The organism is Sporosarcina sp. FSL K6-2383 (assembly GCF_038618305.1).
Classification (GTDB): Bacteria; Bacillota; Bacilli; order Bacillales_A; family Planococcaceae; genus Sporosarcina.
In genome coordinates, this window is sequence record NZ_CP152017.1 from 172,446 (window position 1) to 187,583 (window position 15,138).

The 15,138-nt window shown below is 43.1% G+C and carries 16 protein-coding genes and 5 tRNA genes; 4 read left to right on the plus strand and 17 right to left on the minus strand.

Annotated features, from left to right (window positions below):
• Position 1 precedes the first annotated feature (1 nt).
• The gene (pstA, locus tag MKZ10_RS00950) at positions 2-886 is read left to right on the plus strand and encodes a phosphate ABC transporter permease PstA (protein WP_342507010.1); all 885 of its coding nucleotides are present in this window, start codon (positions 2-4) and stop codon (positions 884-886) included.
• Positions 887-998: 112 nt separating this feature from the next.
• Here the strand turns inward: pstA and glmM are convergent, their stop codons facing one another.
• From glmM to MKZ10_RS01005, 11 genes are all read right to left on the minus strand, one after another.
• Positions 999-2,348, minus strand: a complete 1,350-nt coding sequence (gene glmM, locus MKZ10_RS00955; protein ID WP_342507011.1) for a phosphoglucosamine mutase — start codon at positions 2,346-2,348, stop codon at positions 999-1,001.
• A gap of 41 nt (positions 2,349-2,389) precedes the next feature.
• The gene (locus tag MKZ10_RS00960; protein WP_342507013.1) at positions 2,390-3,655 is read right to left on the minus strand and encodes a CdaR family protein; all 1,266 of its coding nucleotides are present in this window, start codon (positions 3,653-3,655) and stop codon (positions 2,390-2,392) included.
• On the minus strand, positions 3,648-4,481 hold the full coding sequence (gene cdaA / locus MKZ10_RS00965) for a diadenylate cyclase CdaA (protein WP_342507015.1): 834 nt from the start codon (positions 4,479-4,481) through the stop codon (positions 3,648-3,650). Before cdaA ends, MKZ10_RS00960 begins: the two co-directional genes overlap by 8 nt.
• Before the next feature lie 140 nt (positions 4,482-4,621).
• Positions 4,622-5,257, minus strand: coding sequence for an anti-sigma factor (locus MKZ10_RS00970; protein WP_342507016.1), 636 nt, complete (start codon positions 5,255-5,257; stop codon positions 4,622-4,624).
• A gap of 11 nt (positions 5,258-5,268) precedes the next feature.
• Positions 5,269-5,832, minus strand: a complete 564-nt coding sequence (gene sigW / locus MKZ10_RS00975; protein WP_342507018.1) for an RNA polymerase sigma factor SigW — start codon at positions 5,830-5,832, stop codon at positions 5,269-5,271.
• Between the two features lie 263 nt (positions 5,833-6,095).
• On the minus strand, positions 6,096-7,001 hold the full coding sequence (gene rocF, locus MKZ10_RS00980) for an arginase (RefSeq protein ID WP_342507020.1): 906 nt from the start codon (positions 6,999-7,001) through the stop codon (positions 6,096-6,098).
• Between the two features lie 198 nt (positions 7,002-7,199).
• Positions 7,200-7,274: transfer RNA gene (locus MKZ10_RS00985), tRNA-Gln, on the minus strand.
• Between the two features lie 225 nt (positions 7,275-7,499).
• A tRNA-Tyr gene (locus tag MKZ10_RS00990) sits at positions 7,500-7,584 on the minus strand.
• A gap of 165 nt (positions 7,585-7,749) precedes the next feature.
• A tRNA-Glu gene (locus MKZ10_RS00995) sits at positions 7,750-7,824 on the minus strand.
• A gap of 130 nt (positions 7,825-7,954) precedes the next feature.
• A tRNA-Thr gene (locus tag MKZ10_RS01000) sits at positions 7,955-8,030 on the minus strand.
• Positions 8,031-8,034: 4 nt separating this feature from the next.
• A tRNA-Asn gene (locus MKZ10_RS01005) sits at positions 8,035-8,109 on the minus strand.
• Between the two features lie 187 nt (positions 8,110-8,296).
• Here MKZ10_RS01005 and MKZ10_RS01010 point away from each other — a divergent pair.
• Positions 8,297-8,959 (plus strand): hypothetical protein, encoded by a 663-nt coding sequence (locus tag MKZ10_RS01010; protein ID WP_342507022.1) that lies wholly within the window; start codon positions 8,297-8,299, stop codon positions 8,957-8,959.
• 82 nt (positions 8,960-9,041) lie between these two features.
• Here the strand turns inward: MKZ10_RS01010 and MKZ10_RS01015 are convergent, their stop codons facing one another.
• Positions 9,042-9,710 carry a KinB-signaling pathway activation protein gene (locus MKZ10_RS01015; protein ID WP_342507024.1) on the minus strand — a complete coding sequence of 223 codons (669 nt, stop codon included), beginning with the start codon at positions 9,708-9,710 and terminating at the stop codon, positions 9,042-9,044.
• A gap of 144 nt (positions 9,711-9,854) precedes the next feature.
• On the opposite strand from MKZ10_RS01015, the gene gerD reads away from it, so the two are divergent.
• Positions 9,855-10,478, plus strand: coding sequence for a spore germination lipoprotein GerD (gerD, locus tag MKZ10_RS01020; protein ID WP_342507026.1), 624 nt, complete (start codon positions 9,855-9,857; stop codon positions 10,476-10,478).
• Positions 10,479-10,497: 19 nt separating this feature from the next.
• Here gerD and MKZ10_RS01025 read toward each other — a convergent pair whose 3' ends face one another.
• The 3 genes from MKZ10_RS01025 to MKZ10_RS01035 form a co-directional block, all read right to left on the minus strand.
• Positions 10,498-11,559, minus strand: a complete 1,062-nt coding sequence (locus MKZ10_RS01025) for an Mrp/NBP35 family ATP-binding protein (protein ID WP_342507028.1) — start codon at positions 11,557-11,559, stop codon at positions 10,498-10,500.
• Positions 11,560-11,635: 76 nt separating this feature from the next.
• Positions 11,636-12,349, minus strand: a complete 714-nt coding sequence (locus MKZ10_RS01030; protein WP_342507030.1) for an N-acetylmuramoyl-L-alanine amidase — start codon at positions 12,347-12,349, stop codon at positions 11,636-11,638.
• 101 nt (positions 12,350-12,450) lie between these two features.
• On the minus strand, positions 12,451-12,747 hold the full coding sequence (locus MKZ10_RS01035) for a rhodanese-like domain-containing protein (protein ID WP_342507032.1): 297 nt from the start codon (positions 12,745-12,747) through the stop codon (positions 12,451-12,453).
• Positions 12,748-12,891: 144 nt separating this feature from the next.
• Between MKZ10_RS01035 and MKZ10_RS01040 the strand changes: the two genes are divergently transcribed.
• Positions 12,892-13,833: a helix-turn-helix transcriptional regulator gene (locus tag MKZ10_RS01040; RefSeq protein ID WP_342507034.1), complete on the plus strand. Its 942-nt coding sequence runs from the start codon at positions 12,892-12,894 to the stop codon at positions 13,831-13,833.
• Here the strand turns inward: MKZ10_RS01040 and MKZ10_RS01045 are convergent.
• Entirely contained in the window at positions 13,814-14,449 is a 636-nt protein-coding gene (locus tag MKZ10_RS01045; protein ID WP_342507035.1) for an ABC transporter ATP-binding protein, read from the minus strand. The genes MKZ10_RS01040 and MKZ10_RS01045 overlap by 20 nt on opposite strands.
• A 12-nt stretch (positions 14,450-14,461) precedes the next feature.
• The gene (gene modB / locus MKZ10_RS01050; RefSeq protein WP_342510304.1) at positions 14,462-15,124 is read right to left on the minus strand and encodes a molybdate ABC transporter permease subunit; all 663 of its coding nucleotides are present in this window, start codon (positions 15,122-15,124) and stop codon (positions 14,462-14,464) included.
• Positions 15,125-15,138: the final 14 nt, after the last annotated feature.

The following is a 15,138-nucleotide window of genomic DNA, read 5'->3' on the forward strand; positions in this document are numbered from 1 at the left end:
TATGGAGCAAGTGAATCAAGGTAGCGTTACACGGAGAGTTAATTTCAGATTGCTACTGAATAGCTTTGCTAAATTCATCTTTCTGCTGTCCACACTGTTTGGACTTATTATCCTAGCTGTCCTGATCTATCGTGTTGTCTCCCAAGGTATCGGATGGATCAATATGGATTTCCTAACAGGTAAGCTATCTACTCGCCCTGAACGAGCCGGTATTATGGGTGCGATTCTCGGTACCGCCTGGTTAATGTTTGTCGTTGTTCCTGTCACTCTGTTTTTAGGCGTTGGGACAGCACTTTATCTAGAACTATATGCTAAAAAAGGCAAACTACAAGGTCTTATTCAAACGAATATTGCTAACCTAGCAGGCGTTCCTTCTATCGTTTACGGTATTTTGGGTTTAACCGTTTTTGTCAGAGCCATGCAGTTCGGTAATATTATTTTAGCAGGCGGCTTAACGATGGCATTGCTTATTTTGCCGATTGTCATTGTTGCTAGCCAAGAAGCCATCCGGTCAGTACCCAACCATTTAAGCGAAGCCTCTTATGGAATGGGCGCTACCAAATGGCAAACGATTAAAACAACAATCTTACCCGTTGCACTACCTGGTATCCTAACGGGTGCCATTCTATCTTTATCACGTGCCATTGGGGAAACAGCACCATTAGTCGTTATCGGAATTCCAGCATTATTGATGCCTTTTCCGGGAGGCATTTTCGATAAATTCACCGTACTGCCGATGCAAATCTATTATTGGACACTCGATTCCTCACTCGTTGCAGAATACGCCAATCTAGCAGCAGCAACGATTATCGTTCTGTTAGTCGCTTTGCTCATTCTAAATTCGTCAGCTATCGTTATACGAAATAAATTCCAGAAAAGATATTGAGTTCAATAGGTCATTTGCATGGTAGTGTATTTCTTCACTCACTGCCATGCAAATGGCCTTTTTATATGGAAATAAAAAAGAAGATGCCAACAATCACGGCATCTCCAGTCTATTATTCCATTCCCATTTCTTGACGAACAACTTCGGCAATCTGTTCAACGAGTCGTTCGCAATCCTCTTCCGTTGAAGCCTCCACCATAACCCGGACAAGCGGCTCCGTGCCTGAAGGACGAACAAGCACGCGACCGTCGCCAGCCATTTCCTGCTCAACTTCTTCAATAACTTTCGCCACTCGCTCATTATCTGTTACCGCATTTTTATCAGTCACACGAATATTCACAAGTCTCTGTGGATAAATTGTCATTTCCCCAGCAAGATCAGATAGCTTTCGTCCTGTTCGTTTCATAATATTAACGAGTTGCAAACCTGTCAGTAGTCCATCACCCGTTGTATTATAATCCAGGAAAACAATATGGCCTGACTGTTCACCACCAAGATTATAATTCCCTTTTCTCATTTCTTCTACAACATAACGATCACCAACAGCTGTTGCTATACTTTCTATATCATGCTCTTCAAGCGCTTTGTAAAAGCCCAAGTTACTCATGATTGTTGAAACAACTGTATTCGATTTCAATCGGCCTTCCGATTGAAGATGACGAGCAATAATGTACATAATTTGGTCTCCATCTACGATTTGTCCATTTTCATCAACTGCGATCAAACGATCACCGTCTCCATCAAATGCCAAACCAATATGAGCACCTTTTTCAAGGACTAATTTCGCTAATTCCTCAGGGTGAGTTGAACCAACGCCATCGTTAATATTCAAGCCATTTGGAGAAGCACCCATCGTCGACAAATCCGCATCCAAATCCGCAAATAGATGTGTTGCGAGCGGGGATGTTGCACCATGCGCGCAATCGAGTGCGACATGGATACCCGTGAACTCCTCATCGACCGTCTGTTTAAGGTATTGAATATATTTATGGCCACCTTCAAAGTATTCTGTAATGGATCCAATGCTCGCTCCCACCGGACGAGGCAAAGTGTCTTCCCCCGCATTTAGCAGTAGCTCAATTTCCTCTTCCTGCTCATCCGTTAGCTTGTATCCGTCAGCACCAAAAAACTTAATGCCGTTATCTTCAACTGGGTTATGCGAAGCTGAAATCATCACGCCAGCCTGTGCATTCATAACTCTTGTTAAGTAAGCAACACCAGGTGTACTAATTACGCCAAGCGTCATCACTTCGACCCCTGTCGACAAAAGCCCTGCAATCAAGGCACTTTCAAGCATCTGACCTGAGATACGCGTATCTCTTCCGACAAGCACTTGTGATTTCCCTTGCACTTCTTTCGTTAATACATGGCCACCCATTCTACCCAGTTTAAATGCGAGCTCTGGTGTCAATTCTTTATTGGCGACTCCACGGACACCATCAGTCCCGAAATACTTTGTCATTTCCATTCTCCCTTTCAATTCCTGTACATTCAGTCGAATCCTCAGGCAAGTTCAATATGCATCGTTACTTCATCATTTGAAAGCTTCCATTTTACATTGGATGGGCCTTCTACTGAAACAACTAAAACTTTCTCTCCCTCATCTATCGTCTCCGACGCATCAATGTATACGTTGAAATCAGATTGTACCAATGCATCAATTACATTTTTTTCTGCCGTTACAGTCAATACAGTCAGACCATCCGTCGGTTTCACAAATGAGCCTTTGAATTTTTCATCAAGCCCTTTCACCGAAATAGGTATGTTTGAAAATTCTTTTGTAGCAACTTGCTCGTTATCAACCGGCAGGTTCGGGTTGGACGCTTCCTCATTGAAGTCCAACGTGGAGGCGTCTATATTCACTTTAATTTTATCCAAAGATAATTGTGAAACGCCTTTTGGTTTCTTTAATTCCACATCTAAGGTGCCCTGCCCCACAACTTCGGAAACATCCACGTCAACGACAAATTCCGTTATTTTCTCCAACACTTTACGTGAACCAAATAAGCGAATTGTTTTTTCCTCAGACGTAATACCATCGATTGTTACACCCACACTCGGTACACCACGCGTTTTTAATACAACCGGAACTTCTTTATTATATTCCTCAATTTCAACTTTGACCGTCACCTGCTCCGGAACAATCGTCACGTTCAATTTCGTCAAGTCTTTATCCAGTACACGGACTCTCGCCTGATGTTCAAATGACTTATTAATGCCCTTTTCACCTGTCACAGATGCTTTCACAAAGTTAATCGATTCAATGACACTCTTTGCACCTGTTACTTCTATCGTTCTTGGCATTACATCCATCTTCGTAACAATAAAATCTTCGGCGAGTAGACGCTCATTGAGCTCAGGGTCTACTTTAAAGGTTTCTGTAATTTTTTCTTCAATGACAACCTCAATTGTCACTGGATCTATGCGCACCCGCAGTTTATCGGAGATATTTTCAGGTATAATCTCAACAGTATGCCGCCCCAACGGTAAATCCTGTAAATCTACTTTCAAGGTGAAATCTTTCAACATCTTTGTCGATTGAACTATATTTTTCGGCCCATCTATTGTCATATCCACTTTTTCAGGCACACCCGTTACCACTAAATTCTCATTGTCATAAAAGACATCCACTGCAACATCACGGATAATATCCTGTGCATCGCCGACCGTATTATCTTCTTCTGTCACCCTGACAGACACGAACAGAGCGATGGCAAGAAATAAGGCTGTGAGTCGAAGAAACCATGGGCTATCCATTAATTTATCCATTTTTCTTCCCCCACTTCCAGATGGAGTGCTCAACCTGTTCAGGCTCTGAACCAAACCACACCTTACGTAAGCGTGTTTCAAATTCCTCCATGCTCAAGTTTCTATCCAAATCACCAGCTGCTGTAATACTAACAGCTCCTGTTTCTTCCGACACAATTACCGTGATTGCATCCGTAACTTCACTCAGCCCAATTGCCGCACGATGACGCGTCCCAAGCTCTTTTGAAATAAATGAACTCTCCGATAACGGCAAATAACAACCCGCTGCGGCAATTTGTTTTTTCTGGAGAATGACTGCTCCATCATGAAGCGGTGTATTCGGGATAAATATATTAATCAACAGCTCAGACGTTATATCTGCATGTAATGGGATACCTGTCTCGATATATTCACTAAGTCCTGTTTCTTTTTCAATGGAAATCAGTGCCCCAATTCGGCGTTTCGCCATATAACTCACAGACTTTGTCAGTGCGGTCATTAAACGTTCTCTTTCCTCATTCTCCTGTACATTCGTACGAGCGAATATACGCCCTCTCCCTAGCTGCTCAAGCGCCCGTCTTAACTCAGGCTGGAAGATAATAATAATGGCTAAAAATCCCCATTGGAGTACTTCTCCCATCAAAAAACCAATGGTATCAAGGCCGAAGACATCAGTTAAAACACTGACGAGAATAATAACGAATATTCCTTTTAGCAATTGGACCGCTTTGGTTCCCTTAATAACTTTAATAAGCTGATAAAAAACAAACCAGACAAGAAGCACATCCACAATATTAACAAGTGCTGCTACTGGACTTAAATCGATTAGTTCTCCCCACTTGGGCATGTGCTTCGCCTACCTTCTTACACAATTTCATTTGCCTACAGTATATCATACTGACGCTAGACTGTGCTTCCTTGAAAAAATCCAGATAAAAGCAAAAGCGACTGAGCGTCCGCTGTAGCGGTCCACACCAGTCGCCTTATTCACTCAGTCACCGGCTCTTCTTTTGTCGGAGCTGAGAAAACATTCTTGAAGGTTGTCTTCATCTGATACCACAGCCAATCAAATACTTTATCGATTTCCTCGCTTGTTCCCGTCACTACCGCTGTTGACGCCATATATTTAGAGCCGTGAATGACTGTAACATTGCCTTCTACCTGACCTTCAATACGCAATTCGCCGTTTTTCACAACAATATTCCCTTTCACCGTTTCACCTTCCGGCACCAGCACCGTTTGCCCTTCGACAATTAAATTCGGTTGCTTCGTCACTGAAAATTGCTGGTCGTTGCCATAGCTTGAAAAAAGTGATGCACTCATAAGAATAACGAACATAGCAGCAGCCGCCAAAAACGGATGCCTGCGCAGTAAGCGTTGAAAGCCTGCTTGAGACTTCTCCTTCGGAAGACGAGCCATGACTCCATTCACAAAGTTAGCCGGTGCTTGTATTTGGACAGCACTCCCTATAAAAGCAATAGACTCCGTTAGCCCATTCATCATTTCCTTACATTGCCCACAGCTATCCAGATGCTGTTTCAACTCCCGTTCTTCATCGCGGCTTATATCACCGTCTAAATACGCGTGCATATAATGAACGATGTGTTCCGGACACGTATTCATACTTTTCCCTCCTACATATTGCTCATCTGCTTGCGCAGTGCTTCCCGGCCTCGATGGACACGGGTTTTGACAGTTCCTAATGGCAATTTCAAAATATCACTAATTTCCTGCAAGGGTAACTCCTCGATATACCTTAAAATAATGACTGAACGGTATTTATCAGGTAGTCGACCGATTTCATAATGAATCCGTTCCTGCATTTCCATCTTTTCGACTTGCTCTTCCGGCAATTCATCGGGTGCGGCAATTCGTGAGTACATATTCAAACCTTCTGTACCTGGCACTTCTGCATCAAGATAATAATCCGGTTTCTTTTTACGGATTCGATCGATGCATAAATTGGTCGCAATCCGAAACAGCCACGTTGAAAATTTCCGGTTTTGATCGTAAGTATGGATATTTGTGTAGGCACGAACAAACGCTTCTTGAGCGATATCCTCCGCCTCCTGCACGTTGCCAAGCATCCTATAACACACTTGATATAAGCGATGCTGAAATAGGGTCACAATTTCCTCAAAAGCATCCTGGCGCCCCTTCAGGACTTCATTCACTCGTCTATTGACCAAATCATCCAATGTGCATTCATCCTCCGCTCTATGCGGCTGTCTCTTCTATACGTATGAAGGTGTCGACAGGTTTCATTTTTTAAAAAAATTAATTATACTGCGGCATAATAGCTTCTAAGCCTAGAATCATTTGCAGCAGGAACTTCACTCGAATTAGTTTTATTTTAACAGAGATGATAGAGATTTGCCTCTCTATTCCTAGAATTTTTTAATAAGCAAAAGAAAATTAAAAATGCCGAGAAGAAATAAATTTCTCCCCGACACTTCTATAATTACAGTAACTTTTCTCCAAATAATGAACCCATTAAACCAACTGCAACATCTGCTGTTTTATTTTTTTCATCTAAAATCGGATTTACTTCCACAAATTCAGCTGAAGTAACCAGTCCAGAGTCCTCTAACATTTCCATCGCCAGATGACTTTCTCTATAGCTAATACCGCCCGGTACTGGCGTTCCAACGCCCGGCGTATATAGTGGGTCGAGTCCATCCAGATCGAGTGACAAGTGCACGCCATCTACATTACGTGAACGTAAATAAGCAATTGCGTCCTTCATCACAGCTGTCATACCATCACGGTCAATTTCATGCATGGTATATACTTTAATGCCTTGCTCTTTAATCAATTCTCGTTCACCCGGATCCACAGAGCGGGCGCCGATAATAATTACATTCTCTGGCTTCACTTTTTGCTTCTTGCTGTATAAATTCACAAGATCCTCATGTCCTAAACCGATACTTGCAGCCAGCGGCATACCATGAATATTCCCTGATGGCGATGTTTCTGCCGTATTCAAATCAGCATGCGCATCGTACCAAATGACTCCTAGATTACTGTATTTATCTGAAAGACCTGCCAGCGTTCCAATCGCTATGCTATGATCCCCACCTAGCACGAGAGGGAATTTGCCCGCTTCGACAACAGCAGCCACTTTCACCGCAAGTGCTGTATTCGCTTGAATCACTTCATCTAAATTTTTAAGCGTTGATTCGATATGTTCTTTATGCTCAGAAGCTCCAACTGGGATATCCCCTTCATCCGTTACCTGATGACCAATCGCTTCGATTCTCCCGACGGCACCTGCATAACGAATGGCACTCGGCCCCATATCTACCCCGCGACGACTTTGTCCAAAATCAAGTGGAACTCCAATAATCGAAATGTCTAGCTGCTTCATATCAAACTACCTCCCCATTACAATAACTCTATTGTAAGTCTATAAGAGGCTTTGACTCAACTCGACAAGTATCTGAATATTTATTCGTCTTTCAGCTATTTTTTGATAAAATAAAAAACCCAATTCAGATATGAAAAGGGTTCAGTCGTACTTATTGTAATAAACATGGTTAGGTAAGGTAAAACTAAAAACAGAAAATGGCTGGGGTAGCTGGATTCGAACCAACGAATGACGGAGTCAAAGTCCGTTGCCTTACCGCTTGGCTATACCCCAAGATTAAAATTGCGATAAGCTTCGCATTACTGCGTCAGCTTCAATCGTTCAGTCAGTCACGTACTTGAGTACGCTCGCTTGCACAGGATGTGCTGACTTCGACTTTGCGACAGGATGTCGCGACCTTTGTCGAAGTTCCTTAAAAACTCAATTGCTTCCTTGTTCTGCTTGCTCCTCCCAATTTTAACGGGATTGGCATAAGTTTTCAATTACATTTAAAATAAATGGTGGTGGGGGACGGATTCGAACCGCCGAACCCGGAGGGAGCGGATTTACAGTCCGCCGCGTTTAGCCACTTCGCTACCCCACCAAGTTAAAATTGTGATAAGCTGCGCAATTCTGCGTCAACTTCACTCGTGCGCTCAGTCACGTACTTATGTACGCTCCTTCGCTTTCTCGATTGTTTCCTTGCCTTGCTTGCTTCTCCCAATTTTAACGGAAGAGTAGATAAGCATTAATACTATTTTTAAAAAAATGGTGACCCCTACGGGATTCGAACCCGTGTTACCGCCGTGAAAGGGCGGTGTCTTAACCGCTTGACCAAGGGGCCTCTGTTAAAAATTGCGATAAGCGGCGCATTACTGCGTCAACTTCACTCGCTCTGTCAGTCACGTACTTAAGTACGCTACTTGCTTCTCCCAATTTTAAAGGAGATATGTAAGCGAAACAAAAAGTCGCTCTGGAGCTTCCAACCGGATTCGAACCGGTGACCTCTTCCTTACCATGGAAGCACTCTACCTACTGAGCTATGGAAGCAATATGGCTCCGCAGGTAGGACTCGAACCTACGACCGATCGGTTAACAGCCGATTGCTCTACCACTGAGCTACTGCGGAATAATAACTACTTTTGCGTGCATGTCCTTCATGACAAATTTCATTATAGCAAGAATAAATTCTTTTTCAAGGTTTTTCTTAAAAAAGTTTATTCGCGACAGCAACTTTTACATAGTATCACATCTTTTGCATATTAGTCAAATCTGTTTCATAACTTACAATAGATTGTGCACAAGGGGGACAACATATGCGTAACAAATTTTTTATGGTTTTCGTCGCTTGCCTTGGACTATCCTTACTTCTCCCCCCGTTGCCTGAGCAGGCATCATTGACAAGCGTTTTCCGCCTGACAGACGAGCCTGCCGTTATTACTCGAGGGACAAGCGGATCCGTATTGACCGTCAATATTTCATTCGGCGATGTTGAAGTGGAACAATGGATTCAACAATTAGATAAGCCGTATCCACTGTTATTTGTCGATATAGATTGGGCTAAACGATTCCCAGAAACTATTCGACTCATCCATGAAAAAAATATCCCTGTTGGACTTCTTGGCAATCAGGGCAATGCTTACGAGCAAAACACATCGCTATTCCCTCAGCAGCTTGAGCAATTTGAAACTCTTTTCGAGGTGAGACCACTTTGGTTCCGCACTGTGGATGAAGTATTTCCTCAGTCCCTCCACACACAACTCTGGGAAGCAGAAATAAATGCACTTGGCTCTTCCATCGTTTGGCATGGCGGCGATTCTCCACCCATTGTAGAAGGAGAAATCATTTCCATTCCCCATCATCGCGGCGATCATATCGTACTGACTGAACTAAAAAAAGTGTATAAAGGTCGGACATTTACAACTATCGAGGATATGTTATTCAAAACAACAGTGAAAACGAAGAAAATACCGAACTAACAAACAGCGCAGTCGCCATATTGGCAACTGCGCTGTTTATCTGCATTCAGCAGACAAATCCTCCGGAGAATGTCACAGATTTTTAGTTCGCTTTAGCTGTTTTCCGTGCTTTTCTACGTTCCTCCAGCTTGATCTTATCTTCATCTGACTGCCTATTATACTTCGGCAACAGCAACAACTGATAAGCATTCACCGCCAGTAACGGGAATAGTAAAATTGTCACCCACGTATCGATATTGCCCGAGCGCACCATCAATGCCGGCAGCCATTCAAGCGTCGTCACAACAATCATGAAAAACAACGCTGAAATAAGCGTATGTTTTTTTGTCCATTTCGCCTTGAAATAAGCTGTAATAGCTGACACACCTACTAGCGATATCAGCAAACCAATATACAAAAACGTCCGTCCCGTATCATCAGAAGTTAAACGGAAGCGGAAAAATATGAGGTCAAACAAAACGACTGCTATGATCAATAACTGAACCCAATTCCAAAGCGTCAACGTTTTAAACATATTGACACCGAATTGGTGAATTGTTAAATAAGCAAAGAAGCCCATTTGAGCAACAACACTCATTGTAAACCCAAGAAACACCATCCACAGCAGAGCGCCAGTGAATTGCCAGTACTCACCATCAGTTAAATATTGCGAAAAGAATTCCCATCGGACAATTAGTCCCATGACTGCTGTCACAATTCCACCGATCATTAATGCATTAAAAAAGAATTTTACCCAATTTCGTATAGTCACGACAATAATCCTCCGTTTGTTTAGTGCTCTCAATAGTGTAACAACGTTTCGACAAAAAATCTATTTACTTACACGCTTCATGCATATTCCACGTCATATTGTGAACAATAAATGAAAATGCTTGTGGAAGGGAATAGGTTTTCCATGAAAAAAAAGTGTTTTCATTTACTGTTACTCGTTTTTCTTTTAACCGGATGCGGGGTACAACAATCCGGTCCCACATACGACGAATTAAAAAAGATGATGACGGACACGTTGCAAACGGAGGATGGCAAAAAAGCCATTAAACAAATGCTTGCAGACCCCGAATTCAAAGAGCTTCTTATTTTGAATCAACCTGAGGTGAAAAAATCTATCGAAGACACATTATTATCAAAGAAAGGAGAAGAGTTTTGGAAAAAGACATTTGAAGATCCTAAGTTCACGGAAACCATTGCAAAAAGCATGAAGGAACAGCAACAAGAAATTATGAAGTTACTGATGGATGATTCTTCCTTCCAAAAAGAAATGGAAGAATTTTTTGGACAACCTGATATGCAAAAACAATTGGAAACGGTTATGCAGTCTGGAAATATGAAAAAGCATTTGGAAAAGGTTGTTGGAGAAACAATCAATAGTCCACTTTTACAAACAAAATGGCAGGAACTTATTTTAAAAGCAGGCGAGGTCAAACCAGCGGAAGGTAATGGGGGAGGAGGAGACTCAAAAGGTCAAGAATCTTCGTCAGGTGGAAGCGGGAGTAGTGGTGGAGGCGGAGGAGGCAAATAGCCCACTCCGCTTCACCAGCTTATGATTTTGTTGTTTTATTAACAATATTTTCTGCAATACCTGTGTAAATCTGTCCAATTGGATGATCTCCTGCATAAACTGACGGAGCAAAATCCTCATCATTCCAATCCGGTTGTCCGAGCGGAATCTGACCCAGTAGCTCAGTACGGAGTTCTTCAGCCAGTTTCACACCGCCACCTTGACCGAAGACGAATTCGCGTTCACCAGACGTTTTTGATTCGAACCAAGACATATTTTCAATAACACCCAGTAATTCATGATCCGTTTGAAGTGCCATCGCCCCTGCACGTGCCGCTACAAACGCAGCTGTTGGATGTGGAGTCGTCACGACAATCTCCTTAGACATCGGAATCATTTGATGGATATCAAGTGCAACGTCCCCTGTTCCTGGCGGGAGGTCAAGTAGAAGATAGTCTAAATCTCCCCATTCCACGTCACGGAAAAACTGGTCGAGTGCTTTTCCAAGCATCGGGCCACGCCAAACAACTGGCGCGTTATCTTCGACGAAAAAGCCCATTGAAATCACTTTAACGCCTAGACGTTCAACAGGTATAATCCGGTCACCACGAACGACTGGTAAATCCGTTACACCCATCATATCCGGCACACTGAAGCCATAAATATCTGCATCGATGAGTCCAACTTTTTTACCAAGACGCGCAAGTGCCACCGCTAGGTTAACTGACACCGTCGATTTCCCAACGCCGCCTTTACCGGACGCAATGGATATAAAATCGACACTACTCAGCGGAGATAAAAAATCCTGAGCTTCTGCTTCCGTTGCAGTCCCACGGAATTGCTCCAACGTTTCTCTCGGTAATTCCTCAAAACGGATACCGACAGAACCTGCTCCAGCACCCTTCAATAACTCAACAACCTTCATCTGCAACGGCATTTGTTCAGCTGTATTTACTTTCGCAATTGCCACCTTGACACTTACGTGATTCTTTTCTGGCTTGATGGACACTTCAGTAATTCCCTGTGTCTCCTCAAGCGTTTTATGTAAAAACGGATCCTTCAACTGACCTAACAATTCACGTACCGTTTGCTCATTAATCAATGTCGACACTCCTTGGAGGTTTATTCATTCACCTCCAAGTATACCATAACAACTTATTGACAAAGTGAGTAAATGCTCATTTTTCTTCCACCTGATGAAATTCAATAATCCCCTGTAAAATAGCGTCAGCAACTTTTTTTTGATAGGCCGGATCTACCAATAAGCCCCGTTCCTCTGGGTTGGATAAAAAACCTGTTTCCACAAGTACAGACGGCATTGGTACTTTTTTCAACAAATAAACTCTCTCAATTGCCATCGCTTCACGTTCCGTATTTTTTAAATTCCCACGGAAAGATTCCTGTATCGATTTCGCAAGCTGTTCACCACCTGGATTTCCTTCAGGATGATAAAAAACTTGTGACCCTCGCCATTTTTCCTGCGGAATTGAATTGACATGCACACTGATAAACATATCAGGATTTTCATCAATTGCGATGTTTTCCCTAAGTTTTAAATCAGCCACCTTCCGCTCACGCGTCGAATTAAACTTTTCCTCTGGGGCATGTTCAGCCAATGCGTCGCCGCCTTTCAGCCGAGTCATAACCACTGTTGCACCCTTCTTTTCAAGTCGTTTTTTCAGCTCGTGCGCAATACTCAACGTAATATCACGCTCCACTACATCGCCTGCTGAAGCCCCGCCATCCAATCCTCCATGACCTGGGTCCACAACAATCTTTACACCACCCAAATCCTCCGGCATGAAAAAGCTTCGATCTGATGCCTTTACACCATAGAGGACGACTCCTAACGAACAGACAAAAAGTAAACCAATGATAAACCATCGCTTCATAGGGACACCGCCTTTTTCCTTCACTATACGCAGCGTCCTTGAAAGATATGTCCTATTTTCGAATCAAAAAAAGAACCCCGAAAGGTCCTTGAAATTGTCTATTATTCAGTGGCGCCTTCCCACGCCAGCATGCCGCCGACCATATTTGTAACATCATAGCCTTCCGCATCCAGAAATTCAGAAGCACGCCCACTGCGCCCACCAGAACGGCAAATCAGAATATATGGCTTCGCTTTGTCCAACTCGTCCAGACGCTCTACTACTTCCCCTAAAGGAATATGAATTGCACCCGGAATCATCCCTTGTGCCACTTCATCTAGCTCGCGCACATCCACTAAATTCAGTTCCTGCCCCTGCTCTAGTAATTGTTGTAACTCAGTCGTCGTCATTTCTTTCATTATCTAACGCCTCCAAACTTTTTCTTATCCCCCACTTTACCATAGACGCCCCTTTTCTACGACAAAACGAAACCCGATTAGGCGATACCTACACGCTTTGCTATACTAACGAGATAAGACTCTTTCAAGGAGGCGAACACGAGCATGACCGAATCTATTTCCTATACAACTGAAGAAATTGCCCATATTTTAAAAGTATCAAAATTGACCGTTTATGATTTGATCAAAAAAGGGGTGTTGCCTTCCTACCGTGTCGGACGACAAATACGCGTTGATGCCCAGGACCTCCATACATATAAAGAACAAGCAAAAAGTGGACATGTTGTTATGAAACCATCGCCGTCAATGACCAAAAGCCCTGAATCGGCATCCACTTCACTTAGGCAAATCATCATTAGCGGGCAAGATATTAGCTTGGATATTCTAGCCAACTATATTGAAAAAAGCTCAACAACCATCCGCCCTCTCCGTTCCTATACAGGCAGCTTGAATAGCTTGGTTGACATGTATCAAGGGAAAGCAGATGTTGTGAGCACACACTTATTTGATGGGGATACGGATAGCTATAATCTTCCTTATATTCGCAGAATTTTAGTTGGGCATTCCTATATCGTTCTCCATCTTCTATCGCGCTGGGAAGGCTTTTATGTCGCGAAAGGAAACCCGAAAAACATTCAAACATGGACCGACTTTCTAACACCCGGCATTACAATGATAAATCGAGAAAAAGGGTCGGGCGCTAGGGTATTAATTGATGAGCAGTTACGACTATCAGGTATCACACCCCATACGGTCAAAGGCTATGACACAGAGGAATCGAGCCATATTGGAGTCGCAAGTAAGGTAGTTAGTGGTCAAGCCGATGTAGGCGTAGGTATTGAAAAAGCCGCCCGCCTCGTCGACGTCGACTTTATCCCCATTATTCAAGAGCATTATGACTTGGTTATCATGAAGACGCCGAAAAACGCCGAGTTCATCGAGCAATTACAAAGTATTGTGCAATCTGAATCCTTCCAAAATGAACTCGAGGCAATTGGAGGCTATGACCTATCACGAACAGGGGAAATTATGTACGAGACTCCTTAATGACCCCTTGTTCAAGGAACAGAATACGATCACCTAACTTTTCAGCCTCATCCATATCATGCGTCACAATAATAAATGGAATTTTCCACATGTAATGGAGTCTCAGTAGTTCGTCTTGACACTCAATACGCGTTTCACGATCCAAGGCAGACAACGGCTCATCTAATAATAAAACAGAAGGCTCCGTCACCAAGGCACGCGCCAACGCGACTCGTTGCTTTTCTCCACCTGAAATCTGGTGGGGATATTTTTTGATTAAATGCCCAATCCCTAACACACTAAGCAATTGATCACTGCGCGACAGCGCAATTTTATCTTTCACACCATAGTTAATATTCTTTTCTACCGTCATATGTGGAAACAGCGCATAGTCTTGGAATAAGTACCCAACATTTCTTTTCTGCGGCGGCAATGATTGACCTTTCCCTTGAAAATACACTTCCCCATTCAACGTCACTAAGCCCTCATCTGGCTGATCAAGTCCGGCAATCACATTCAAAATCGTCGTTTTCCCCGACCCCGAAGGCCCGACTAACACAACAATTTCATCCTCTATTTTCAAGTGAACATCCACTGAAAAATGTGCCAATGCTTTTTTTATTTGCACGTCTAACATCCAAACACCCACTTATGTATGTCCATTTTTATACCGCTGCATATTACGCCTGCTCCACCAATTCAACCACATAATCGTACTGAAACCGAGTGCTACGATAATAACGACCCAAAAAGCTGCCTTTTCCGTTTGCCCCGATTCTACTGCAAAGTAGATGGCCATCGGAATCGTATCCGTCTTGCCCGGAATATAGCCAGCTAACATTAATGTCGCACCAAACTCACCAAGTCCACGCGCAAACGACAATACCAATCCCGCCAACAACCCCGGCCAGGCAAGCGGAAAGGTGATCGTTCGAAATACCTTCCACTCTGAAGCCCCCATCGTCCGAGCGGCATTTTCCATTCGACTATCTAAACTATCAAATGCCGCACTCGCACTTTGATACATCAACGGAAAAGAAACGACAATCGACGCAATCACCGCACCAATCCACGTAAATACAATCTGAACATCAAACCACTCTAACAGCCAACTACCGATCCATCCTTTTTTACCAAACAGAATGAGCAGCCCAAAACCAACAACAGTCGGCGGTAGCACCAATGGCAATAGAAATAATGATTCAATAATACTTTTACCAAAAAATTGTTTTCTCGAAAATAAATGAGCAAAAAACACACCCGTTATGAACACAATAACAGTCGAGATCCCCGCTATTTTTAACGATAACATCAATGGTGTGTAGT

What these genes read in the sequence shown, in the direction of transcription:
- pstA (WP_342507010.1), top strand. Translation starts at nt 2, where the DNA reads ATGGAGCAAGTGAATCAAGGTAGCGTTACACGGAGAGTTAATTTCAGA.
- glmM (WP_342507011.1), bottom strand. Translation starts at nt 2,348, where the DNA reads ATGACAAAGTATTTCGGGACTGATGGTGTCCGTGGAGTCGCCAATAAA.
- MKZ10_RS00960 (WP_342507013.1), bottom strand. Translation starts at nt 3,655, where the DNA reads ATGGATAAATTAATGGATAGCCCATGGTTTCTTCGACTCACAGCCTTA.
- cdaA (WP_342507015.1), bottom strand. Translation starts at nt 4,481, where the DNA reads ATGCCCAAGTGGGGAGAACTAATCGATTTAAGTCCAGTAGCAGCACTT.
- MKZ10_RS00970 (WP_342507016.1), bottom strand. Translation starts at nt 5,257, where the DNA reads ATGAATACGTGTCCGGAACACATCGTTCATTATATGCACGCGTATTTA.
- rocF (WP_342507020.1), bottom strand. Translation starts at nt 7,001, where the DNA reads ATGAAGCAGCTAGACATTTCGATTATTGGAGTTCCACTTGATTTTGGA.
- MKZ10_RS01010 (WP_342507022.1), top strand. Translation starts at nt 8,297, where the DNA reads ATGCGTAACAAATTTTTTATGGTTTTCGTCGCTTGCCTTGGACTATCC.
- gerD (WP_342507026.1), top strand. Translation starts at nt 9,855, where the DNA reads ATGAAAAAAAAGTGTTTTCATTTACTGTTACTCGTTTTTCTTTTAACC.
- MKZ10_RS01030 (WP_342507030.1), bottom strand. Translation starts at nt 12,349, where the DNA reads ATGAAGCGATGGTTTATCATTGGTTTACTTTTTGTCTGTTCGTTAGGA.
- MKZ10_RS01035 (WP_342507032.1), bottom strand. Translation starts at nt 12,747, where the DNA reads ATGAAAGAAATGACGACGACTGAGTTACAACAATTACTAGAGCAGGGG.
- MKZ10_RS01040 (WP_342507034.1), top strand. Translation starts at nt 12,892, where the DNA reads ATGACCGAATCTATTTCCTATACAACTGAAGAAATTGCCCATATTTTA.
- MKZ10_RS01045 (WP_342507035.1), bottom strand. Translation starts at nt 14,449, where the DNA reads ATGTTAGACGTGCAAATAAAAAAAGCATTGGCACATTTTTCAGTGGAT.
- modB (WP_342510304.1), bottom strand. Translation starts at nt 15,124, where the DNA reads ATGTTATCGTTAAAAATAGCGGGGATCTCGACTGTTATTGTGTTCATA.